We start from the raw sequence: 22,493 nt of genomic DNA on the forward strand, positions 1-22,493 counted from the left end.
AGAATCGTCGGGTGCCCGTCCACCAGATCACCGACCCTGACGACGACCGCATCGCCGACTACCGTGCGCTCACCGACGTCGAACTGCGCACCCGCTGGGAGCCGCCGCACGGCCTGTTCATCGCCGAGGGGGAGCTGGTGCTGCGGCGGGCGTTGCGGGCCGGCTACCCGGCCCGGTCGTACCTGGTCGACGCCAAGCGCGTCGACCAGCTCGCCGACCTGGACACCGGCGACGCGCCGGTCTACGCCGCGACGCCTGACGTGCTGGAACGGGCCACCGGGTTCCACGTACACCGGGGGGTGCTGGCGTCGTTCCACCGCCGGCCGCTGCCGACGGCGGCCGAGGTGCTCGCCGCCGCACGCCGGGTGGTCATCCTGGAGGACATCAACAACCACACAAACCTGGGTGCGATCTTCCGGGGCGCCGCCGCGCTCGGCATCGACGGGGTGTTGTTGTCGCCGACCTGCGCCGATCCGCTCTACCGGCGCAGCGTCCGGGTCAGCATGGGCGAGGTCTTCGCGGTGCCGTACGCGAAGATCGAGCGCTGGCCCGACGGCCTGGACCAGGTACGGGAGGCGGGCTTCTCCGTTCTCGCCATGACGTTGGCCCCGGACGCCGTACCCATCCAGCTGTTGGCGCCGGCGCAGCGCGAGCGGCCGGCGCTGCTGCTCGGCGCCGAGGGGCCCGGCCTCACCGCGGCGGCCCAGGCCGCCAGCGACGTCCGGGTGGTCGTTCCGATGCGCCGGGGCGTCGATTCGCTGAATGTCGCCGCGGCGGCGGCTGTCGCCTTCTGGGAGTTGAGCCGAGAGGACCCTGTCTGACGGCCCCTTCAACTTGCATGGCCATGCGTTCTATTGCATAATTTTCCCCGTGTCCAAGGTTCTCACCTCCCTGCCCTCCGGCGAACGTGTCGGCATCGCCTTCTCCGGCGGCCTCGACACCTCGGTCGCGGTCGCGTGGATGCGCGACAAGGGCGCCGTCCCCTGCGCCTACACCGCCGACATCGGCCAGTACGACGAGCCCGACATCGACTCGGTGCCCGGCCGCGCCCTCAGCTACGGCGCCGAGGTCGCCCGGCTCGTCGACTGCCGCGCCGCTCTCGTCGAGGAGGGCCTGGCGGCGTTGACCTGCGGGGCCTTCCACATCCGCTCGGGCGGACGGGCGTACTTCAACACCACCCCGCTCGGCCGGGCCGTGACCGGGACCCTGCTGGTGCGGGCGATGATCTCCGACGACGTCCAGATCTGGGGCGACGGCTCGACGTTCAAGGGCAACGACATCGAGCGCTTCTACAGGTACGGCCTGCTGGCCAACCCGATGCTGCGCATCTACAAGCCGTGGCTCGACACCGCCTTCGTCACCGAGTTGGGTGGGCGTAAGGAGATGTCCGAGTGGCTGCTCGAACGCGGCCTGCCCTACCGGGACAGCACCGAGAAGGCGTACTCGACCGACGCCAACATCTGGGGCGCCACGCACGAGGCGAAGACCCTGGAGCACCTCGACACCGGCATCGAGACGGTCAACCCGATCATGGGCGTCCGGTTCTGGGACCCGTCGGTGGAGATCCCGACCGAGGACGTCACCATCGGCTTCGACCAGGGCCGCCCGGTGACGATCAACGGCAAGGAGTTCGGCAACGCCGTCGACCTGGTGCTGGAGGCCAACGCCACCGGCGGCCGGCACGGCCTCGGCATGTCCGACCAGATCGAGAACCGGATCATCGAGGCCAAGAGCCGGGGCATCTACGAGGCGCCCGGCATGGCGCTGCTGCACGCCGCGTACGAGCGGCTGGTCAACGCCATCCACAACGAGGACACCCTGGCCAACTACCACAACGAGGGTCGCCGCCTGGGCCGGCTGATGTACGAGGGCCGCTGGCTGGACCCGCAGGCGCTGATGCTGCGCGAGTCGCTGCAGCGCTGGGTGGGCACGGCCGTCACCGGCGAGGTGACGCTGCGGCTGCGCCGGGGCGAGGACTACTCGATCCTCGACACCACCGGCCCGGCCTTCAGCTACCACCCGGACAAGCTGTCGATGGAGCGTACCGAGGACTCGGCGTTCGGCCCGTCGGACCGGATCGGCCAGCTCACCATGCGCAACCTGGACATCGCCGACTCGCGGGCGAAGCTGGAGCAGTACGCGAACCTCGGCATGGTCGGCGGGGGGACCCCGCAGCGGATGGTCGGCGCCGCCCAGGCGGCCTCGACCGGGCTGATCGGCGCGATGCCGGAGGGTGGCGCGGAAGCCATCGCCTCCCGGGGTGTCGCCTCCGCCGCCGACGAGGCACTCGACCGGGCCGCCATGGAGTTCGGCGTCGACTAGGGCGTGTGTCAAAGTCCTCGGTCGAGCCGAGGCGGCGTCCAGGCGGCGGTCCGGCAAGGCGGAGATTGGTCCGGATACCGGTGTTGTATCCGGACCGATCTCCAACGCGGCCGGTCGTCGTCTGGGCCCGCCACAGGCCGGCCAGGGGCTTTGACACACGCCCTAAGCGAATCCGCACCGCCCCTCCGTGACGCCGCCCGGCGAATGTCGAGATCCGGCGTCACGGAGGGTAGCGTGTCGGCCGTGTTCCCTACCGTGCGTGAGGTCCTCGCCCTGGACCCGGTCCGCCACGGCGCGCCGCGCATGGTCGCCGGGGACGTCGGGCTGGACCGGCCGGTCCGCTGGGTGCACGTCGCCGAGGTGCCCGACATCGCCACCCTGCTCGGCGGCGGCGAGTTGGTGCTCACCACCGGCATCGGCCTGCCCGGGGACGACGCCGGGCTCCGCGCGTTCATCGGGGACCTGGCCGACGTCGGCGTCTCCGGCCTTGTCGTCGAGCTGGGCCGCCGCTACGTCAGCGGGGTGCCCCGGGTGATGGTCGCCGCCGCCGAACGGCGCGGACTGCCCCTGGTGGAGCTGCGCCGGGCCACCCCGTTCGTGCGGATCACCGAGGCCGTGCACGCGCTGATCGTCGACGCGCAGCTCACCGAGCTGCGCGCCACCGAGGAGATCCACCAGCGCTTCAACGACCTGTCCGTCGAGGGCGCCGACACCGCCGAGGTGATCCGGCAGGCCGCCGAGCTGTCCGGTTGCCCCGTGGTGTTGGAGAACCTGTCCCGTCAGGTGCTCGGGTACGACCCGGCCGGGGAGAGCGCCGAACTGCTGCTGGACGGCTGGGAGCAGCACTCCCGGCGGATCCGACCGGCCGGCCGGACCGCGTACGACCCGGACAGCGGCTGGTTGGTGACAGTCGTCGGCGCCCGCGGGCAGGACTGGGGACGGCTGTTGCTGCGCTGGCCGGCCAGCGGTGACGTGCCCAGCGCCCAGTCCAGCGAGCCGACCGCCGGCCCGCCCACCCGGTTGACAATCCTGATCGAGCGGGCCGCGTCCACCCTCGCGCTGGGCCGGTTGATCCGCCGCGACGCCGAAGGGCTGGAACGGCAGATCCACCGCACCCTGCTCACCGCGCTCCTCGACCACTCCCGACCGGTGGACGAGGTCGCGCTGCGGGCCAAGGCGCTCGGCGTGGCGCTCGACCGCCGGCATCTGGTGGGCGTGATGGTCCGACACCGGGCCGAGGACCCGGCCGGGGAGAGCGGACCCGAGGCCGCCCAGGCCCGGCTGCGGGACCTGTCCGAGGCGGTCGGCCAGGCACTGCGCGAGGCGAAACTGACCGCGCTCACCAGCGCGGTCGACGACAATTCGGTGGGCGTGCTGGTGGCCCTGACCGACCCGGCCGCCGAGGACCGCGCGCTGTCCGCGTTCGCCGGCGCACTGCGTCGAGTACGCCACGACGCCGGCGCCGGTCGCGCATCCTCCGGCGGCGAAGCCCCCCGATCAACGGCCGGCATCGACACGTCCCCGGTGCCGTCAGGTGTCGATGGAGCCCGAGGCGCTGGTCCGGGTGCCGTCATCGTGGCCGCCGGATCGGGCGTGGGCACCCTGCGGGAGGCCCGCCGGTCGCTCGTCGAGGCGCGGCAGATCGCCGAGGCAGCCACCCGGGACCGGCGTGACCTGGCGGTCTTCCGACTGCCGCACGTCGGCCTCGCGGGGCTGCTGCACCTGCTGCGCGACGAGCCACGGTTGCAGACCTTCGTGGAGCGCGAACTCGGCGCGCTGCTCGAGTACGACGCCCGCCACCCCCGGGAACGGCTGCTCGACACCCTTCGCACGTACCTGGAACAGGGCCGCAACAAGTCCGCCGGCGCCGCCGCCGCCCACCTGTCCCGACCGGCCTTCTACGAACGCCTGGCCCGCATCGCCCGCATCCTCGACGTGGACCTCGACTCGGTAGAGGCCAGCCTCTCCCTACACGTAGCCCTACTAGCCCTACAAGCAGTCCGAACCCCCTAACCCCCAGCCCGACCCCCACCCCGCCCGGCGCTGCGCCCCCGCCCCCACCCCGGGCCTCGTTGATCATGAGGTTATTGCCACGACACGCCGATGCGAGTGGCAATAACCTCATGATCAACGCGCGGGGGGCAGGGGTGGGGGCGCAGCGCAGGGGGTGGGGGCGGGGTTAGGTGAGGGAGTTGAGGGCTTTGGCGTAGGTGGGGGGGATGTGGTTGGGGCCGCCCGGGGTGAAGACGTCCGAGTGGGCCACCGCGGACCAGGCTGTTGCCGGGACGGCGTCGACCAGGGCTCGGATCACCGGGGCGTCGCGCCACTGGTCCTGTTCGGCGAGCAGGCCGAGGGCCACCACCGACTCCTCGACCTCGCCCACGCACTCGAACGGCTTGTGCCCGTCCACGCCCAGCAGCTCGCGGTAGCCGGGGATTTGCGACTCGTCGGCGAGCAGGTCCCCGCCGAAGATGTGGGTGATCCGCTCACGCGGCATGAAGGGCGCCATGGCCAGGAAGACGAACCGGCACTTGGGGCAGTCGCGGCACCAGCGCTCACTCGCGTCGCGCAGTTTGAACGCGGCGTTGCAACTGGTCACCACGTCGTCGTAGCGGGTGAACTCGGCGAACAGTCGCGCGATGTGCAGCTCGGACAGCGAGCGCAGCAGCGAGAAGTACGGTTCGGTCAGGCCGGCGTGCTCGGCCAGCGACGCCCGCAGCAGCCCCTCCGCCTCGACACCCTTGGACCACTGGTGGTTGATCTCGTGACCGTCCCAGACCAGGTTCGGGTCGGACGCCGAGCGCTCGTTGGACATCACCACCGGGCCCAGCCCGTGCAGCACCGCGGTCGCCACCGCGATCAGCGAGTTGATCGCGGTCACCGGGATGTGCCCGTTCAGCGCGCCGGCCGTGTTCAGGTCGAACAGCACCGGGTCGATCCGCCGACGGGCGGCAAGCGGGACCAGCCCGGACGCCTCGTTCACCGAGACGATCACGTGGTTCGGGTTGACCGAGAAGGGCACCGGGTCCAACTCGGCCTGGCGCAGCGCCTCCAGGCTGACGATCGAGTCCTTGCCGCCACCGACCGCCGAGAGCGGACGACGATCGGAGTCGTCGTAGACGCGCGGCGCGTCCGGCGAGCCGGCCGGCACCTCCGGGCGCAGGTGGAGCACGTGTGGCAGTTGGTTGCGGTACGCGTACTCGGCGAGGCCCTTGGTGTAGACGGCCGTGACGTAGTCGACGGTGGCCGCGCCCAGCGGCGTCGGCAGCACCAGCCGGGGCGGCGCGGCGGTCTTGTAGTAGCTGACCCCGGCGACCAGGTGCAGCACCTCCAGCACCCGGCCGAGGGTCGCCACCGTCTCGTCCGACGGCGGCTCCGCCGGCAGCGGAAGGGTGATCACCTCGGTGAACCGCTGCTCACCTGTCGGACCGGTGAGGGCGTAGTCGAACAACACCTCGCCGGTGGCGAAGTCGATCGAGTAGGACGGAAAGGTGAAGGCGTCCATCCGCCGGAGCTGCTCGTTGGGCACACGCCATACTAGGCCCTGGTTCGTCCGGCCGTGTCCGGACCGGGCCCGCCCCGCTGCCGCCGCGACCCCCGAGGAGAGCCCAGTGCGCCTGTCTGACCTGCGCGGACGTACCGTCGCCGTCTGGGGCACCGGCCGGGAGGGACGGGCCGCTGTGACCGCCATCGCCGCGCACGGCCCGGCCGGGCTGGTCGCCGTCGACGACAGCGCCAACTTCCTGTCGCTGCCCTGGGACGGCCCGCTGGCCGAGGCGGCGCCGCTTGTCACAGGTGAGGCGGGCTTCGAGCGGCTGGCCGCCGCCGACGTGGTGGTCCGGTCCCCGGGCGTGCCGCAGACCCACCCGTGGCTCGTCGAGCTGCGCCGACGGGGGGTCCCGGTCACCCAGGGCACCGCGCTGTGGATGGCCGACCACGCCGCGCGCACCGTCGGGGTCACCGGCAGCAAGGGCAAGAGCACCACCTCCAGCCTGATCAGCCACCTGCTCACCGCGACGGGCCGGCCGAACGTCTTCGGCGGCAACATCGGAGTGCCGACCCTGGACCTGCCCGAGGCGGAGCTGTACGTGCTGGAGCTGTCCAGCTACCAGTGCAGCGACCTCACCGACTCGCCCCGGGTGGCGGTCGTCACCGCGCTCTTCCCCGAGCACCTGGACGCGCACGGCGGGGAGCGGGAGTACTACCGGGACAAGCTCAACCTGCTCGCCCACGACCCGCAGACGATCGTGGTCAACGGCGGCGACCCCCGGCTCGCCGCCGAGCTGGGGGAGCTGCCGGCGGTCCGGGCGGGTCGCCCCGACACCACCCACGTGGCACCCGGCATCGACGGTACGCCGTGGTTCCACCTCGGTGACCAGCCGCTCTTCCCGCGCGCTGTACTGCCGCTCGTCGGCCGGCACAACGAGGGCAACCTGTGCGTCGCGCTCGCCGTGCTCGACGCGCTCGGCATCGACGTGGTGGCCGGCAAGGACCACCTCGCCGTCGCGGTCGCCGAGTTCCAGGGGCTGGCCCACCGGCTCACCGAGATCACCGACCCGTCCGGGTTGACCTTCGTCGACGACACTCTGGCCACCAGCCCGTACGCGGCCATGCACGCCATCGACGCGTACGACGGGAGGCCGTTGACGGTGATCGTCGGGGGCAACGACCGGGGTCTGGACTTCACCCCGTTGGCCGAGCACCTGGCCGAGCGGGAGTTGACGGTCATCGGGATCCCGGACAGCGGGCCCCGCATCGTCGAGGTGCTCGCCGGCCTCCCGAAGGTGCGTACCGAACTTGTCGACGACCTGGTGGACGCGGTGCGACTGTCCCGGGAGGTGACCCCGGCCGGCGGGGTGGTGCTCCTGTCGCCGGCCGCGCCCAGCTACGGCCGGTTCCGCAACTTCGAGCACCGCTCCGAGGTCTTCGCCCAGGCCGTCGCCGACACCGCCGGCTGAGTCCGGCTCAGGGGACGCCGGCCGGCTGAGCCTGTCCCAGCGGACGCCGGCTGGCTGTCAGCGTGTGGGCAGCCGGGCGTGCAGGGCGCGCATCGAGCGGATCGCCGAGCGGATCTCCTGGAGGTAGCGCCCCGGCGTGAGGGTCTGCTCGGGGAGGACCGCCAGGTCGCCCAGCGCCGGGTCCACGCCGACGGTGTCGATGCCGCACCCGTAGGGCAGGGCCAGGGTGCGCAGCGCGTCGCAGTGCTGGAACGGCACGTAGATCGGCGCGGTGACCATCAGTATCTGGTCACCCTGGGCGACCCGCGCGTGCCCGGCCCAGAAGCGCTGCGTGTCGGCGGTGTGAGCGCGCCGCCGCTGCGGTTCGCTGGACGGCGCGGCCAGCACCCGTACCGGTGGCAGGCCCGCCGGCCGGTAGGTCCGCGACGACCAGGAGTGGTGCGGGTGGCCCGCGTCGACGCCGGCCCGCTCGCTGGGGGCAGCCACCCCGAACAGCCGCCGGACCGCCGTGTCCAGCACGTCCACCTCGGTGTCGTCGGCGGGCAGGCCGGCATCGGCGAGCGTGCGCTGTTCCCAGTCCGACAGCGGCCGGAAACTACCCAGTACGGCGACCTCGCCGGTCACCCGCAGGCCGGCGCGCAGCAGGTGCGCGGCGTAGCCGACCCGGCGCACACAGGCGTGCGCCAGACCGCCGAGGACAACCAGGTGGGCGTACGTCGCTCGGGTGGGCGGCACCGGCCGGACCAGGCCGAGCCCCGCCGCCGCGGCGAGCACCAGCTCGGCGGTTTCGGGGTCGAGGTCCGGCTCCCGGGCCTCGGGCCGTTCCCGGCCACCCCGGAAGTCCCAGTGCGTCGCCGAGAACTCGTCGAGAAACCGCAGCACCTCGGCCAGGTCACCGTCGGGCCAGGTACCGCCGAAACGGGCGACCAGGGCCCGCATCGGGTCCGCGCCCACCCAGCGGGCGACGCCGGCGGCCGGGTCGCCCGGCGCACCGACAGGCAGCGGTACGGGCAGCTCGGGCACCGCAGGATCGTACCGGGGCGGCGTTGTCGTCCCGTCGTACGCTGACCTCAGTCGGCGCCCGGGAGGTACCTCGATGTCCGATCTGCTGCGCCGCCCCCGTGCCGGCCGGATCGCCTCGGCGGGTGGATTCGTTCGACTGCTGGCACACACCGATCCGGTCGCGTTGGTCGGCATCCTGCTGTCCCTCTCGCTCTCCGTGACGCTGGACCTGACCAACGCGGCAACCGGGGTGGAGTCGCTGCTGGCGGGACTGATGGGCACCACCATCTCGCTGCTCGTCGACTCGCTGGCCCGCGCCGAACGCCGGTTCCACCTCCGGACCCTCCTGGAAGGGCCGCACTGGCTGGTCCACGCGGTGCCGGAGGTGGTCACCGGCAGCCGGGAGACCGTCGAGCGGTACCCGGGCACCCGGGTGGCCGACGAGGCCCGACGTCGCTTCGAGCGGTTGCGGGCCGAGACCGAACAGCTACGCGTCGGCCGGATCATCCGGCCCGGCGGCGACTGCCAGGACCTGCTCGGCGGCACCCGCGAGTGCGTACGGCGGTTGGACGCGGTGACGAACGTGATGCCGAGAGCCAGCGGCGAACTGAGCTGGTGGCGCGGCGAGATCGGTCGGCACTACTGGGCGGCGAACACCGAGGCGCTGGCCCGGGGCGTACGGATCACGCGCGTGTTCCTGCACGCCGGCCTCAGCGACGAGCTGACCGAGCTGGTGCGGGCCCAACGCCGGGCCGGGGTGCGGGTGGGTCTGTTGCCGTGGGGCGTGGTCGACGCCTCCCGGCACGTCAACCTGACCCTGTGGGACGGCACCGCGTGCTGGGAGGGGCGGATGAGCGCGCACGGCGAGATCACCGAGAACCAGTTCTCCCTGAACGCCGGGGACCTGGCCCGGCTGACCGACGTCTTCGAGGCCTGCGTCGAGGCGGCGACCTTCCTCGACTGATCGCGACGTCGACTGACTGCTGATCGCGGCGCCGGCTGATCGCGGCGCCGGCTGATCGCTGATCGCTGATCGCTGACGACGACGTTGGCTGACGACGACGTTGGCTGACCGCGACGTCGCCTGTGACGACGACCGGAGGGTGGGCCGCCGATGACCGTCCAAGCCGTACTGCTGGTGACCGCGGTCGTCTGGGCGGTCAGTCTGATCCGGTCGGTGCGGATGCGCGCGCTGGTCTACAGTCTCCCGCTGCCGATGACGCTGGCCCTGGTCAGCACCGGGCACCAGGTGCAGGGCGCGCAACTGCTCGGGGTGCTCGGCCTCAACCTGTTCTTCGTCGTCGTGGCGGTCACGCACCACCGGCTGCGCTGGCCGATTCTGATCGCTGACGCGGCCGGGATCATCGGGTACGTGGCGCTCAGCGCGGGCCTGCTCGCCGTACCGGTGCCGTTCTGGCCGGCGCTGGCCGGCACGGTGGCGCTCTGGGTGGTGACGATGCTGTTGCTGCGCCGACAACACCCTGCGACGACAACGCCGCAGGCAATCGTGCCGCCGCCGATCGTGCCGCCGCCGGCCGTCCCCCAGGCCGGTGCTGTCGCATCGTCGGCCGTGCCGTGGATGGGGGCCGTGCCGCAGGTGGGGGCTGTGCTGCCGGCGGGGGCTGTGCCGTCGATGGGAGCTGGGGCCCCGGTGGTGGCCGGCACGCGAACCCGGCTGCCGGCGGCGGTCAAGCTGCTGGTGATCCTGGTGGGTGCGACGCTCACCGGGCTGCTCGGCGAGCTGCTGCGCGCGATGGTGGTGACCTTTCCGTACTCCGGGGTGCTGGTGGCCATCGAAGGCCGCCGCGACCTGGTGGCGTTCACCCGGCACTTCGCCCGCAACAGCCTGGCGCTCGTCGGCTTCCTGGCGGCGTACCACGTCTGGCAGGACACCTCGACGGCCGCCGCGCTGGCGGCCGGATGGGTGGCGTTCGCGGCGCTGGCGGTGGCGGTGCACGCTGTCGGTCGTGGGAGACGTTGGGGTTGAACCGGGGTGCCAAGGGCGGGCAGAACCTACTCGTCGTGCGGGAGGCCGGCCCGCCGGAGGTGGTCGACGCCGGCACCCACTTCCAGCTCTTCCTCTGGGTGGCGCGTCCGAATTCGATCAGTGTCGCGATCGTGCTGCCGCGATTGCGGCGACTCCCGACGACTCCCGCCCACCCCGCCCGTGCGTCGCACGCACCCTCGCGCGTCCAAGATCCGCGCAACTACGGTGAAACTGCTGCCTCACGAGGTGCTGAGGCAGCAGTTTCACCGAAAGTGCGCGGATCTTGGGCCTCGGTCGAGGGGTGGCCGAGGGGCGTGGAGCGGCGGGTTCGGGGCTTTGGGTGGGCGCGGGGCGACCGCAGGGGCCTTGATCGTGCTCGATCCAGGATGTTGTGGCCTCCTGGCGCGAGGTGGGGACTATATCCATGATCGAGCGTGATCATGGGCGTGCGTCGCGGAGCGGGGCGTGGCGCGGCGTGGCGTCGGGGCTTCAGGTGGTCGGGAACAGGCGGGCGTGCAGGGCTGCCGGGTCGGTGACCTCGGGCAGGTCGCGGGCGGCGAGCCAGGCCGCGGCGGCGGCACCGTCGCCGGCGGTACGCAGTGGCGCGTTCGGCCAGTGCCGGGCGACCTCGGTTCGGACGGCGGCGGCCAACGGGGTGTCCGCGGTGAGTAGTCCGCCGCCGAGCACGACGGGTGTCGTCGCGTCGGCGGGGCGGATTCGGCTCACGCTTTCGGCCAGGTGGGCTGCGGCCTCGGCGATCAGTGCGACGGCTACGGGTTCGTCGTGGCCGGCGGCGGTGACGACGAATGGCGCGAGTTGGGCCAGTTCGATGGGGGCTCGGCGGGTGACGGTCTGGATGACGGCGTCTACGGTGGCCCGGGGGCGGGCGGCGATCTCGGCGCTGCCCAGCAGTTCGGTGAGCACCGCCGTGGCGAGCGGCCCGGGTGTGCGGCCGACGTCGAGGTCGGCGAGCAGCCGGCGTACCGACTCGCGGCCGAGCCAGTAGCCCGAGCCGGTGTCGCCGAGGAGCCAGCCGTGACCGTCGGCGATGCGGTCGAGCCGCAGGTCGTGGACCTGTGCGGTGATCGCGCCGGTGCCGGCGATGAGCACGGTTCCGTCGGGTGCGGCGCTGCCGGAGGCGTAGGCGACAAGTGCGTCGCTGTGCACCGCGTACGGGCAGCGCAGGCCGGCGTCGTGCCAGGCCTGGTCGAAGGCCGCCCGGCCGGCGGGGTCGGCGAGCAGCCGGCCCGCCCCGGCCAGCCCGATGGTGCCGGCGACCACACGTGTCGGGTCGAGGTCGGCGAGCGCCTCGCGGAGCGCGGTCAACAGCTCGGCGGCGGCCCGTTCGGCGCCGTGACTTGTGGGGTTGCCACCGCCGGCGCGGCCGGTGCCGACACGGTCCCCGGTGAGGGTCAGGGCGGTCGCCCGGGTGGACGTGCCGCCGACATCGAGACCGATCACGAGGGTGTCGGGCATCGGCACGGAGCCTCCTTGGTTGGTACGGCGACTGGGCCTGTTCATGCTGGTCGGCGACGTGTTGCGGGGCAAGTTTCGACGGGCGCAGCGGGCTGTGCGCCAGGTAACAGTTTGAAAACTTCGCCCACAGTCTTGACACGGAGGGGCGTTCAGTAAGAACTTTTACCACTAACAGTTAACAGTCTTTTCGGAAAGCTGAGGCGACTCATGGTTGATCACGAGGTGGACACCGCCGCGGGGACCGCGGTGGTCGACGCCGACGCGATCGATCGTAGGAACTCGCCCTCCGACGGGGTGTTGGCGCGGGTTCGCAACGGGCTCGCCGAGTTGACCGGCGCGCTGCGGCGCGTCGCCGAGCATGTGCTGAGCGACCCGGAGGCCGCCGCTCGATCCACTATCGTCGAATTGGCCGAGCGCAGCGGCACCTCACCGGCCACCATCACCCGCTTCTGCCGGGCGATGGGCTTCGAGGGGTACGCCGACCTGCGGCTGGGCATCGCCTCCGAGACCGGTCGGGCCCGCTCCGCCGGCTGGACCGTCGACATCGGACGGGAGATCCAGCCGAGCGACCCGCTCGCCCGGGTGCTCGACCAGATCATGGCCGCCGACACCCGGGCCATGCACGACACCGCCACCCTGCTCGACCTGAGCGAGGTGGAACGGGCCGCCGTGGCGATCGCCGGGGCCAGCAGGGTGAACATCTTCGGCGCGAGCGGCAGCGCGCTCGTCGGCGAGGAGATGCAGTTCAGCCTGCACCGCATCGGCGTGGCCGCGTGGGCGTGGAACGACATACACGAGGGGCTGGCCAGCGCCGCGTTGCTGCGCAGCGGGGACGTGGCGCTGGGCATCTCGCACACCGGGCAGACCCGGGAGACGATCGAGATGCTCGCCGAGGCGGGCAGCCGGGGCGCCACCACGCTCGCGCTCACCGGCTTTCCGCGCTCACCGTTGGCCGAACTGGCCGACATCGTGCTGCTCACGGCCAGCCAGGCCACCACCTTCCGGCCGGACGCCCTCTCCGCCCGGCACCCCCAACTGGTGGTGCTGGACCTGCTCTACATCGCCGTCGCCCAACGTACGCACGACCGCGCCCACGCGGCCTTCCGGCGGACCGCGCAGGCCGTCGACGGCCACAAGGCAGCGAAGGGAACCCTGTCATGATCAGCGCCCAGGGGTACGCGGACGCCGTCCGCCCGGTGCTCGACCGCCTGCTCGACTCGGAGGCGGACGGGATCAGCAGAGCAGCCGACCTCATCGCCGACAGCCTGCGCGACGGCGGGGTGCTCCAGGCGTTCGGCGCCGGGCACTCCGAGGCGTTCGCCGCCGAGCTGGTGGCCCGGGCCGGAGGGCTGGTCCCCACCAACCGGCTCTCGCTGCGGGACCTGGTGCTGCACGGTGACGCCCCGCGTGACGTGCTCGCCGACCCGAAGCTGGAACGCGACCCCTCGATCGCCCACCAGATCTACGCGCTCGCGGCGCCGCAGCCGCGTGACGTGTTCGTGGTGGCGTCCCAATCCGGCATCAACGGCTCGGTGGTAGAGCTGGCGGCGCTGGTCACCGAGCGCGGTCATCCGTTGATCGCGGTCACCTCGGTCGAGCACACGGCACGGGTCGCTCCACGGCATCCGTCCGGTCAGCGGCTCGCCGACCTCGCCGACGTCGTGCTGGACAACGGCGCGCCGTACGGCGATGCACTGCTGCCGCTCGAGGGCGGCGGCGCGGTCTGTGCGGTCTCCTCGGTCACCACGGCGCTGCTGGCGCAGCTGCTGACCGCGGAGGTCGTACGACGGTTCCACCAGGCCGGAGAGGTGCCCCCTATCTACCTCTCCGCCAACGTCCCCGGAGGGGACGAGCACAACATCGCCCTCGAGTCGCGGTACGCCGGGCGACTCCGGCGTACCGCCTGACCCGAATTCCACAAGGAGAGACGACGATGTCGATTACCCCCGAACACCCGGCCGCGCTCGACCGTCGCACGGTGCTGCGTCGCGCCGCCGCCGTGGGCATGCTCGCCACTCCGGCCATCGGCCTGCTCGGCGCCTGCGCGACGAGCAGCGGCGACAAGGAGACCGAGCAGGTCGGCGGTGGCACCAAGAGCGAGAAGAACCCGCTCGGCGTCAAGGAGGACGCCGCGATCGAGGTGATCATCTTCAACGGCGGTTACGGCGAGAAGTACGCCACCGACGTGCACGAGCCGCTCTACAAGACGGCGTTCCCCAAGGCGGAGGTGAAGCACCAGGCCACCCAGGCGGTGTCCACGGTGCTCCAGCCGCGGTTCGCGTCCGGCAACCCGCCGGAGTTCGTGAACAACTCGGGCGAGAAGCTGATGGACTTCGGCGCGCTGGTCAACGACGGCCAGCTCCAGGACCTCACCGAGCTGTGGGACGCCCCGTCGGTGGACGACCCGAGCAAGAAGGTCCGCGACACAGTGGTGCCGGGCACCGTCGAGGCGGGTTCGTTCAACGGCAAGCCGTTCGTCCTGTACTACGTCTCCACCGTCTTCGGCATCTGGTACTCGGGCAAGCTGTTCAAGGACAACGGCTGGGCGCCCGCGAAGACCTGGGACGACTTCATCGCCCTGCTCACCAAGATCAAGGCCAAGGGCATCACCCCGTACGGCTACGCCGGGTCGAACGCGGCCTACTACCAGTGGAACGTCATCCTCACCCAGGCTGCCAAGATCGGCGGCACCGATGTGCTGAAGAACATCGACAACCTGGAGGACGGCGCCTGGAAGCAGGACGCGATCAAGCAGGCCGCCACGGCGTGGGCCGAGGTCGGGGCGAAGTTCAGCGACAAGAGCTTCGAGGGTCTCAAGCACACCGACGTGCAGCTGCGGCAGAACCAGTACAAGGTCGCCCTGTACCCCAGCGGTGACTGGCTGGAGGGTGAGCAGAAGCAGGACACCCCGGCCGGCTTCGACTACCAGCTCATGCCGGTGCCGAGCCTGACCGCGTCGGACAAGCTGCCGGCCACGGCACTGCGGGCCACCGCGGGTGAGGGCTACTTCGTCTCGGCGAAGAGCAAGAACCCCAAGGGCGGCCTGGAGTACATGCGTCAGATGCTGTCCAAGGCGGGCGCGAAGGGCTTCACCGAGGTGGTCAAGGCCCCTACCGTGGTCACCGCCGGCTCGGACGGCTTCGCCTTCCCGCCCGGTGTGGCCAGCTCGCAGGCCGCGCTCAAGGCGGCCGGCCAGGACGTGTTCAACCTGTACTTCGACGGCTGGTACAAGGAGCTCGACACGGAGGCGCGGACCGCCACCAACGAGCTGATGTTCGGCCGGATCAACGCGGACGCCTTCGTGGAGCGGATCCAGAAGCGCGCCGACGCGATCAAGAAGGACACCTCGGTCGCCAAGTTCAAGCGCTGATCGATCGGAGCTAGGGTCATGCGGCACGGCAAATACCCATTCGTGATCGGGTTCCTGTTCGCCCCGGTCGCGCTGTACGTGACCTTCGTGATCTGGCCGTACGCGCAGGCGTTCCAGATCTCGATGACCAACTGGCGGGGGCTGTCGGCCCCGCGGTACGTGGGCTTCGACAACTTCCGGAGGTTGTTCGACGACGGCGCCTTCTGGAAGGCGGTCCAGCACCACGGCGTACTGCTCCTTGCCCTGCCGCTGATCACCATCGCCATCGCGTTGTTCTTCGCCTTCCTGCTCAACGTGGGCGGCAAGAGCAGCGGCGGTCAACGCCAGGGGGTCTGGGGGTCGAAGTTCTACCGGGTGGTGTTCTTCTTCCCCCAGGTCCTGGCGGTGGCCATCATCGCGGTGCTGTTCCAGACCGTGTACCGACCGAACGAGTCCGGCCTGATCAACGGCGTACTGATGAAGCTCGGGCTGGATCCGGTCCTGTTCCTCATCAAGCCGAACCTGGCGCTCTGGTCGATCATCGCGGTGCTGGTCTGGCAGGCCGTCGGCTTCTACGTGGTGCTCTTCTCGGCCGGAATGGCCTCCATCCCGGGTGAGATCTACGAGGCCGCGGAGATGGACGGGGCGAGCAAGGTGACCCTGTTCTTCCGGGTCACCCTGCCGCTGCTCTGGGACACCCTCCAGGTGGCCTGGGTCTACCTCGGCATCGCGGCGTTCGACTGCTTCGCCATCGTCTCGGTGCTCTCGATCGATGCCGGTGGACCGGACGGCGCGACGACCGTGCTGGCCGTGGAGATCTACCGCAACGCCTTCACGTACCAGAAGTACGGCTACGCCTCGGCCATGGGTGTGGCGCTGTTCTTCCTCACCATCACGTTCGCGGCGTTGACGCTGCGGCTCACCAAGCGGGAAAGCGTGGAGTACTGATGAACCCGCAGTCGACGCTGCCGCCGACACCGGCGGCGCTACCGCCGAAGACCGGCGACCCGAAGGCCCCCGGCGGACGGGAAGGCCGGAGCCCCCGCTCCGAGGTACGGCTCTTCGCCGGCCTGGGGCACATCGCGCTCGCCGTGTGGGCGGTGATCGTGATCGTGCCGATCCTCTGGACCTTCCTCGCCGCGTTCAAGAACACCAGCGAGATCTTCAGCAGCCCGTGGACGCTCCCGGCGGAGCTGCGCTGGGAGAACTTCGGGCGGGCCTGGACCAAGGCGAGGGTCGGCCGGTACTTCCTGAACAGCGTGATCGTGGTCGGGGGCAGCACGGTCCTCACCATGCTGCTCGGCTCGATGGCGGCGTACGTGCTGGCCCGCTACCGGTTCTGGGGCAACCGGGCGATCTACTACCTGTTCGTCTCCGGCTTGGCGTTCCCGGTCTTCCTGGCGCTGGTGCCGCTCTTCTTCGTGGTGAAGCAGCTCCACCTGTTGGACACCCACCTCGGCGTGGTGCTTGTCTACTCCGCGTACTCGTTGCCGTTCACGGTGTTCTTCCTGGCCGCGTTCTTCAAGACGCTGCCGTCGTCGGTGGCCGAGGCGGGGTTGATCGACGGCTGCGGGCACACCCGGCTGTTCTTCCAGGTGATGATGCCGATGGCGAAGCCGGGCCTGATCAGTGTGGCGATCTTCAACATCATCGGTCAGTGGGCGCAGTACCAGCTCCCGTTGGTGCTGCTCTCCAGCGAGGACAAGTGGGTGCTCACCCAGGGCATCGCACAGATCTCGGTGAACGCCGGCTACGAGGCGGACTGGTCCGGGTTGTTCGCCGCGCTGACCCTCGCCATCCTCCCGATGATCGTCGTGTACGCGGTCTTCCAACGCCAGATCCAGGCCGGCCTCACCGCGGGCGCCGTCAAGTAGCAGGTCACCTCGGGCGCTCGTCGGCCCGACTGTGCCAGGAGCGCCAGAGTGCCGAGTACGCCCCACCGGCAGCCACGAGGTCGTCGTGGCTGCCGATCTCGGTGATCCGACCGTCGGCCAGTACGGCGACCCGGTCGGCGTCGTGCGCGGTGTTGAGCCGGTGCGCGATCGCGATGACGGTCCGCCCGACCAGCACGGCGGCCAGCGCCCGTTCGGTACGGCGGGCGGTGCTCGGGTCGAGCGCGGCGGTCGCCTCGTCGAGGATCAGCGTGTGCGGGTCGGCGAGCACCAACCGGGCCAGCGCGAGCTGCTGCGCCTCGGCGGCGCCGAGCTGCCGGGCTCCGTCGCCGAGCTGGGTGTCCAGGCCGTCGGGCAGCGCGGCACACCAGTCGGCGCCCACCGTGCCGAGCGCGGCGCGCATCTGCTCGTCCGACGCGTCCGGCGCGGCGAAGGCGAGGTTGTCGCGTACCGAGCCGATGAACACGTGGTGCTCCTGCGTGACCAGGGCGATTCGCCGTCGACGCTCGGCGGGGTCGAGGTCGGTGACCGGGCAACCGCCGATGCTGACCACGCCGTGGCGGGGCGCGTCGATCCCGGCCAGCAGCCGGGCCAGGGTGGACTTGCCGGCGCCCGACGGACCGACGACGGCCAGCCGCTCACCCGGCTGCACCTCCAGGTCGATGCCGTGCAGCACGTCCGGCCCACCGGAGTAGGAGAACCGCGCCCCCTGGACGACGACCCGTTCGCCACGTGACGTCGCCGCCCGACCGGGTGGCTCCGGCGGGACCATGCCGACGCCGAGCACCCGGGCGTACGACGCGAAACCCCGCTGCGCCTGCTCGGTCCACTGCAACATCCGGTCCATCGGGTCGATCGCCTGTTGCAGGTAGAGCGCGGCGGCGACCACCGCGCCGAGGGTGACCTGGCCCCGGGAGAGCAGGTAGCCGCCGACGAGCAGGACCAGGGCGATCGGCAGCGGGTAGCTGGCCTCGACGACGGAGAAGAACACCGTACGCAGCCGCAGGGTCGCCCGTCGGGCCTGCCACAACCGGGTGATCCGGTCGGTGCCGTGCCGGATCCGGTCGTCGGTCAGCCGCAGCGCCTCCACGGTGCGCGCGCCCGCGGCGGTGGTGGTCAGCGTCTCGGTCAACTCGGCCGCCGCCGCGCCCTCGGTGAGGTAGGCGGGACTGGCGCGGTGCAGGTACCAGCGGAGGGCCGCCACGATCGACGGGAGCCCGGCCAGCGCCGCCAGGCCGAGCAGCGGGTGCAGCAGGAAGATCGCCCCGAACAGCAAGGTCAACTGCACCGAGGAGATGACGATCGTGGGCACCACGTCCCGCACCGTGGTGCCGATCGTCGACACGTCCACCGAACTGCGGGTGGCCAGGTCGCCGGAGCCGGCGCGCTCGACGACCGAGACGGGCAGGCCGAGAGTCCGGGAGACGAACTCCTCCCGCAGCTCGGCGATGGCCCGTTCACCGAATCGGTGGCCGGCGTACTGGGCGTAGCGGGAGAGCAACGCACTGATCAGGACGCAGCCGGCGATGGCCAGCGCCAGCCGGTCCACGGTGGCCACTCCGGCGCCCGCGGTGACCCGGTCGACGATGGTGCCCAGCAGCCACGGCGGGGCGAGCCCGGCGACCGCGGCAGCGGCGTGCAGCGCCAGCACGACACCTACCGCGCGGCGATGCCGGCTGATCATCTCGCGCAGGGCACGACGGACGGTGCTCCGGTCGGCCACCGGCAGCCGGCTCACCGGTAGACCTCCTCGGTGTCGGTGGGCTGGTCGAGATCCGCGCTGCCCCGGGACACCAGGCGCCGGTAGTCGGCGTCGGAGTCGAGCAGGTCGGCGTGGCTGCCGGTGGCGGCGATCCGGCCGGCGCTCAGGTACGCGACCAGGTCGGCCCGGCCGAGTAGCAGCGGCGAGGTGGCGATCACCACAGTCGTCCGCCCGGCCCGCGCGGCACGCAGCCGTTCGGCGATCCGCGCCTCGGTGTGCGCGTCCACCGCCGAGCTCGGGTCGACGAGGATCAGCACCTCCGGCTCGGCGAGGAGCGCCCGGGCCAGGCGGACCCGTTGGCGCTGACCGCCGGAGAGGGTCCGGGCCCGGGCGTCCAGCGGGGTGTCCAGCCCGGCGGGCAGGGCGTCGACGATGTCGTCCGCCGAGGCGGTCCGCAGGGCCACCGGGATCCGTGTGTCGTCGGCCCCGGGGCACAGCACGTCCCGCAGTGCACCGGCGAAGAGGTACGAGTCGTGGTCGGCGACCAGGATCCGGGAGCGGACCTCGTCCAGGGCGACAGCTGTCAACGGCACGCCACCCCAGGTGGCGTCGCTGACGGCGTACCTGCCGAGCCGGTCGGCCAGCGCCACGGCCGCCGCCGGGTCGTCGGCGGCCACCCCGGTCAGCCGGCCGGCGGGCACGGTCAGACCGGTCTCCGGGTCGTGCAGGTCGGCGGGGTCGGCCGGCGCGGGCCGGGCACCCGGCCGGCGTGCGTCGGGCACCGAGCCCGACCACCGACGACCCGGGCCGCCAACCTCGTCCGGGAGCACGGTGAGCAGGTCGACGATCCGTCGGGCGGCGACCCGCCCCCGGATCAGCTGGTGGCTGCCCTCCAGCAGGAACCAGACCGGCACGATCAGGGTCGCCACGTAGCCGTAGACGGCGACCAGCTCGCCGATCGTGACGGCGCCGGTCACCGCCATCCGAGCCGTCAGCCACACCACCGCGGCCAGGAACAACCCGGGGATGGCGACGGTCGCCGCGTCGATCCAGCTGTTCACCGCGCCGACCCGGTAACCCTCGGCGCGCAGATCCTGGGATCTGTCCACGTACCGCCGGGCGAACAGGTCCCGCCCACCCACCCCGGCGAGCACCCGCAGCCCCGCCACGATGTCCCCGGAGCGGGCGGTGAGCGCGCCCTGCTGCCGGCGGTAGACCGATTCGGCCCGCTCCAGGCGGCGCAGCAGGGGGCCGACGACCAGGCCGACCGCCGGCACTCCGAGCAGCACGCAGAGCGCCAGCAGCGGGGAGATCGACCAGAGCACCACGGCGATGATCCCGTAGGCGACGACCGCGCCGAAGCCCGGACCGGTAATCGTCAGCACCTGCGCGGACCAGTCGATGTCGGAGCCGCCGATGGTGGACACCTCGCCCGCGCCGATCCGGCGCGGCAGCACCGCGCCGATCCGGGACAGGTGGCGCAGCAGCACCTCCGCCGAGCGCGCCTTGGCGTCCTCCCGGATGAAGGTCATCGTGCGGTGCCGCATGATGCCGAGGTAGGACAGGGCCACCCCGGCGACGACGATCGACGCGACCCAGAACGCCAGGGCCCGCGTGTCACCCGTGCGCAGCCCGTCGTCGACGGCCCGGTAGATCAAATAGGGCCGGGCGGAGAGCCCGATCATCCAGGCCGTGCCGATCAGGCTGCCGCGCAGCACCCGCCAGGGTTGGCAGCGGACCAGCCACCACAGGTATCGCATCGGACCCCGGGTGTCGGGGGTGCCAGGGTCGGAGTGCGGGATCTGCGGGGGCACCTGACCACGCTACCGAGCGTCTCCGACACCCGGCCGACCCGACGCCGGTGAGGTGCGCCTCCGTTTCTGTCGCAAGGGGGAGGCAGAATCACGTTCGTGCTGGTGGCGGTGGTGTCCGACGAGCGAGGTGGGGGAGTGCTGTGCTCCCTGGGTGTCGACGGTCGGCCGGCGGGCCCGGCCGAGGCCGTCGTCGACCTGGCCGCCGCGGTCGCCGCCCGCGAGGCCGCCGAGCATCCGCGGTGGGTCTGGTCCACCGCCACCTCCGTCTACCCGCCGCTGCTGCGAGCCGGGGTCCGGGTCGACAGGTGTCACGACGTGGAGTTGACCGAGGCGTTGCTGCTCGGGCAGGCCGGCCGCTGGGGTGAGCCGCGCTCACTGGCCGCGGCCTGGGCCCGGCTGACCGGCGCGTCGGTGCCACCCGACCCACCGCCGCGCGCCGCCGCGCCCCCCGGGCACGGCCAGGGCGCGCTCTTCGACACACTGCCCGGCCCGTCGGGGCCGGGCATCGACGCACTGATCCGGGTGTACGCCGATCAGCTCGCCCGCGTCGCCGCGACCGAGCACCCGGGCCGGTTCCGGTTGCTGGTGGCCGCCGAGTCGGCTGGCGCGCTGATCGCGGTGGAGATGGGTGCCGCCGGGCTGCCGTGGCGTGCCGACGTGCACGACCAGATCCTGCACGAGCTGCTCGGTGACGCGTCCCCGGTCGGTGGCCCGCCACGCCGGCTCGCCGAGCTGGCCGCCCGGATCGCCGACGCGTTCGGCGTACGCCGCCTGCACGCCGACTCCCCGGCGGAGCTGTTGAAGGCGTTCGCCCGGGCCGGGGTGGAGCTGCCCAACACCCGGGCCTGGGTGCTGCGCGGGGTCGACCATCCGGCGGTGCCGTTGCTGCTGGAATACAAGGAGCTCTACCGGATCTGGACGGCGCACGGCTGGTCCTGGCTCGAGCAGTGGGTGCGCGACGGGCGGTTCCAGCCGGAGTACGTGCCGAGCGGGGTCGTCTCCGGTCGCTGGGCGACCCGGGGCGGTGGCGCGTTGCAGATCCCGAAGGTGATCCGCCAGGCGGTGGTGGCCGATCCGGGCTGGCGGTTGGTGGTCGCCGACGCCGGCCAGTTGGAGCCGCGGGTGCTGGCGGCGGTGTCCGGCGACGCCCGGCTGGCGGCGGCGGGCGGGGCCGGCGACCTCTATGCCGCGCTGGCGCGTGACTCGTTCGGCGGTGACCGGGCCAAGGCCAAGGTGGCGCTGCTCGGCGCGATGTACGGGCAGACCGGTGGCGCGGCGGTGCCCGCGTTGGCGGTGCTCAAGCGCAGCTACCCGACGGCGTTCGGTTACGTCGAGGCGGCGGCGCGCACAGGTGAGGCGGGTGGGTTGGTGCGGTCGTGGCTGGGACGGACGTGTCCGCCCGGCTCGGTGGGGTTCGGCGATCCCGACGACGCGCCTTCCGATCCGGACGGGGCGGCCGACCCCCACAGTCCCCGGGCTCGTGCCGCGCGTTCCCGGGGCCGCTTCACGCGCAACTTCGTCATCCAGGCGACCGCTGCCGAGTGGGCCTCCACGTTGCTGGCCACGCTGCGCACGGAGTTGGCCGGCACCGACGCGGAGTTGGTCTTCTTCCAGCACGACGAGGTGGTCGTGCACGCGCCCGCCGCGCAGGCGGAGGCGGTTGCCGAGGCCGTGACCCGGTGCGGCGAGCAGGCCTCCGCGTTGCTCTTCGGTGCGACGCCGGTCCGGTTCCCGCTTGATCTGTCCATCGTGGACTGCTACGCCGACGCGGCCTGACCCGCGCCTGCCCTCGGGTGGCCCGGCGGGTGCCCCGGCACTGGGGCGGCTCGGCGGTCGCGCTGTCTCCGGAGGCGGGCTGACCGCCGCTCGACGGCGAGTGGACTCCCGCTGGCCGACGACACGGCGTCGGCCGGCGCGGGGCATCCTCCGGCTACGGCGGGAGATGCCGGGCGTGTAACGGTTGTGCTATTTCTCCTTTTCGCCCCGCTACT

Annotated in this window: 17 protein-coding genes; 12 read left to right on the forward strand and 5 right to left on the reverse strand. The window is 72.0% G+C overall.

Features of this window, described 5'->3' with window-relative positions:
• The first annotated feature begins 11 nt into the window (after positions 1-11).
• The 3 genes from ACPXBU_RS25070 to ACPXBU_RS25080 all read left to right on the forward strand — a co-directional run bounded on the left by ACPXBU_RS25070 (position 12) and on the right by ACPXBU_RS25080 (position 4,335).
• Positions 12-821, forward strand: a complete 810-nt coding sequence (locus tag ACPXBU_RS25070) for a TrmH family RNA methyltransferase (RefSeq protein WP_425759893.1) — start codon at positions 12-14, stop codon at positions 819-821.
• Positions 822-870: 49 nt separating this feature from the next.
• On the forward strand, positions 871-2,322 hold the full coding sequence (gene argG / locus ACPXBU_RS25075) for an argininosuccinate synthase (RefSeq protein ID WP_425759894.1): 1,452 nt from the start codon (positions 871-873) through the stop codon (positions 2,320-2,322).
• A gap of 234 nt (positions 2,323-2,556) precedes the next feature.
• Positions 2,557-4,335: a PucR family transcriptional regulator gene (locus ACPXBU_RS25080; protein WP_425759895.1), complete on the forward strand. Its 1,779-nt coding sequence runs from the start codon at positions 2,557-2,559 to the stop codon at positions 4,333-4,335.
• Between the two features lie 166 nt (positions 4,336-4,501).
• Here the strand turns inward: ACPXBU_RS25080 and ACPXBU_RS25085 are convergent, their stop codons facing one another.
• A complete protein-coding gene (locus ACPXBU_RS25085; protein ID WP_425759896.1) occupies positions 4,502-5,851 on the reverse strand; it encodes a hypothetical protein in 1,350 nt (449 codons plus the stop codon).
• Between the two features lie 82 nt (positions 5,852-5,933).
• Between ACPXBU_RS25085 and murD the strand changes: the two genes are divergently transcribed.
• Positions 5,934-7,280 carry a UDP-N-acetylmuramoyl-L-alanine--D-glutamate ligase gene (gene murD / locus ACPXBU_RS25090; protein ID WP_425759897.1) on the forward strand — a complete coding sequence of 449 codons (1,347 nt, stop codon included), beginning with the start codon at positions 5,934-5,936 and terminating at the stop codon, positions 7,278-7,280.
• A 57-nt stretch (positions 7,281-7,337) separates the two neighbouring features.
• Here the strand turns inward: murD and ACPXBU_RS25095 are convergent, their stop codons facing one another.
• Positions 7,338-8,303, reverse strand: coding sequence for a hypothetical protein (locus ACPXBU_RS25095; RefSeq protein WP_425759898.1), 966 nt, complete (start codon positions 8,301-8,303; stop codon positions 7,338-7,340).
• 73 nt (positions 8,304-8,376) lie between these two features.
• Here ACPXBU_RS25095 and ACPXBU_RS25100 point away from each other — a divergent pair, with 73 nt between their 5' ends.
• Positions 8,377-9,246, forward strand: coding sequence for a hypothetical protein (locus tag ACPXBU_RS25100; RefSeq protein WP_393362738.1), 870 nt, complete (start codon positions 8,377-8,379; stop codon positions 9,244-9,246).
• 150 nt (positions 9,247-9,396) lie between these two features.
• Entirely contained in the window at positions 9,397-10,269 is an 873-nt protein-coding gene (locus ACPXBU_RS25105; protein WP_425759899.1) for a hypothetical protein, read from the forward strand.
• Between the two features lie 489 nt (positions 10,270-10,758).
• Here the strand turns inward: ACPXBU_RS25105 and ACPXBU_RS25110 are convergent, their stop codons facing one another.
• Positions 10,759-11,745, reverse strand: coding sequence for an N-acetylglucosamine kinase (locus tag ACPXBU_RS25110; RefSeq protein ID WP_425759900.1), 987 nt, complete (start codon positions 11,743-11,745; stop codon positions 10,759-10,761).
• A gap of 207 nt (positions 11,746-11,952) precedes the next feature.
• Here ACPXBU_RS25110 and ACPXBU_RS25115 point away from each other — a divergent pair, with 207 nt between their 5' ends.
• The 5 genes from ACPXBU_RS25115 to ACPXBU_RS25135 are packed head-to-tail and all read left to right on the forward strand — an operon-like array spanning position 11,953 to position 16,968.
• Positions 11,953-12,906 (forward strand): MurR/RpiR family transcriptional regulator, encoded by a 954-nt coding sequence (locus ACPXBU_RS25115; protein ID WP_393362730.1) that lies wholly within the window; start codon positions 11,953-11,955, stop codon positions 12,904-12,906.
• Positions 12,903-13,652, forward strand: a complete 750-nt coding sequence (locus ACPXBU_RS25120) for a sugar isomerase domain-containing protein (protein ID WP_393362727.1) — start codon at positions 12,903-12,905, stop codon at positions 13,650-13,652. The genes ACPXBU_RS25115 and ACPXBU_RS25120 overlap by 4 nt, the downstream gene beginning before the upstream one ends.
• 26 nt (positions 13,653-13,678) lie before the next feature.
• Positions 13,679-15,115 (forward strand): N-acetylglucosamine/diacetylchitobiose ABC transporter substrate-binding protein, encoded by a 1,437-nt coding sequence (ngcE, locus tag ACPXBU_RS25125; protein ID WP_425759901.1) that lies wholly within the window; start codon positions 13,679-13,681, stop codon positions 15,113-15,115.
• 18 nt (positions 15,116-15,133) lie between these two features.
• Complete coding sequence (locus tag ACPXBU_RS25130) at positions 15,134-16,042, forward strand: carbohydrate ABC transporter permease (RefSeq protein ID WP_393362721.1); 909 nt, start codon at positions 15,134-15,136, stop codon at positions 16,040-16,042.
• Positions 16,042-16,968: a carbohydrate ABC transporter permease gene (locus tag ACPXBU_RS25135; protein WP_425759903.1), complete on the forward strand. Its 927-nt coding sequence runs from the start codon at positions 16,042-16,044 to the stop codon at positions 16,966-16,968. The genes ACPXBU_RS25130 and ACPXBU_RS25135 overlap by 1 nt, the downstream gene beginning before the upstream one ends.
• A gap of 4 nt (positions 16,969-16,972) precedes the next feature.
• On the opposite strand, the gene ACPXBU_RS25140 is transcribed toward ACPXBU_RS25135, so the two are convergent.
• Together ACPXBU_RS25140 and ACPXBU_RS25145 are read right to left on the reverse strand one after the other, a co-directional pair.
• Complete coding sequence (locus ACPXBU_RS25140; protein ID WP_425760040.1) at positions 16,973-18,670, reverse strand: ABC transporter ATP-binding protein; 1,698 nt, start codon at positions 18,668-18,670, stop codon at positions 16,973-16,975.
• A 50-nt stretch (positions 18,671-18,720) separates the two neighbouring features.
• Positions 18,721-20,448: an ABC transporter ATP-binding protein gene (locus tag ACPXBU_RS25145; RefSeq protein ID WP_425760041.1), complete on the reverse strand. Its 1,728-nt coding sequence runs from the start codon at positions 20,446-20,448 to the stop codon at positions 18,721-18,723.
• 120 nt (positions 20,449-20,568) lie between these two features.
• On the opposite strand from ACPXBU_RS25145, the gene ACPXBU_RS25150 reads away from it, so the two are divergent.
• On the forward strand, positions 20,569-22,278 hold the full coding sequence (locus ACPXBU_RS25150; protein WP_425760042.1) for a bifunctional 3'-5' exonuclease/DNA polymerase: 1,710 nt from the start codon (positions 20,569-20,571) through the stop codon (positions 22,276-22,278).
• Positions 22,279-22,493: the final 215 nt, after the last annotated feature.

It is taken from the genome of Micromonospora sp. DT231 (genome assembly GCF_049847025.1).
GTDB lineage: Bacteria > Actinomycetota > Actinomycetes > Mycobacteriales > Micromonosporaceae > Micromonospora.

Excerpts from the sequence above, each read along its gene's own strand:
- ACPXBU_RS25135 (WP_425759903.1), top strand. The coding sequence starts at position 16,042 with ATGAACCCGCAGTCGACGCTGCCGCCGACACCGGCGGCGCTACCGCCG.
- ngcE (WP_425759901.1), top strand. The coding sequence starts at position 13,679 with ATGTCGATTACCCCCGAACACCCGGCCGCGCTCGACCGTCGCACGGTG.
- ACPXBU_RS25140 (WP_425760040.1), bottom strand. The coding sequence starts at position 18,670 with ATGATCAGCCGGCATCGCCGCGCGGTAGGTGTCGTGCTGGCGCTGCAC.
- ACPXBU_RS25130 (WP_393362721.1), top strand. The coding sequence starts at position 15,134 with ATGCGGCACGGCAAATACCCATTCGTGATCGGGTTCCTGTTCGCCCCG.
- ACPXBU_RS25120 (WP_393362727.1), top strand. The coding sequence starts at position 12,903 with ATGATCAGCGCCCAGGGGTACGCGGACGCCGTCCGCCCGGTGCTCGAC.
- ACPXBU_RS25100 (WP_393362738.1), top strand. The coding sequence starts at position 8,377 with ATGTCCGATCTGCTGCGCCGCCCCCGTGCCGGCCGGATCGCCTCGGCG.
- ACPXBU_RS25115 (WP_393362730.1), top strand. The coding sequence starts at position 11,953 with ATGGTTGATCACGAGGTGGACACCGCCGCGGGGACCGCGGTGGTCGAC.
- ACPXBU_RS25110 (WP_425759900.1), bottom strand. The coding sequence starts at position 11,745 with ATGCCCGACACCCTCGTGATCGGTCTCGATGTCGGCGGCACGTCCACC.
- ACPXBU_RS25145 (WP_425760041.1), bottom strand. The coding sequence starts at position 20,448 with ATGCGATACCTGTGGTGGCTGGTCCGCTGCCAACCCTGGCGGGTGCTG.
- ACPXBU_RS25105 (WP_425759899.1), top strand. The coding sequence starts at position 9,397 with ATGACCGTCCAAGCCGTACTGCTGGTGACCGCGGTCGTCTGGGCGGTC.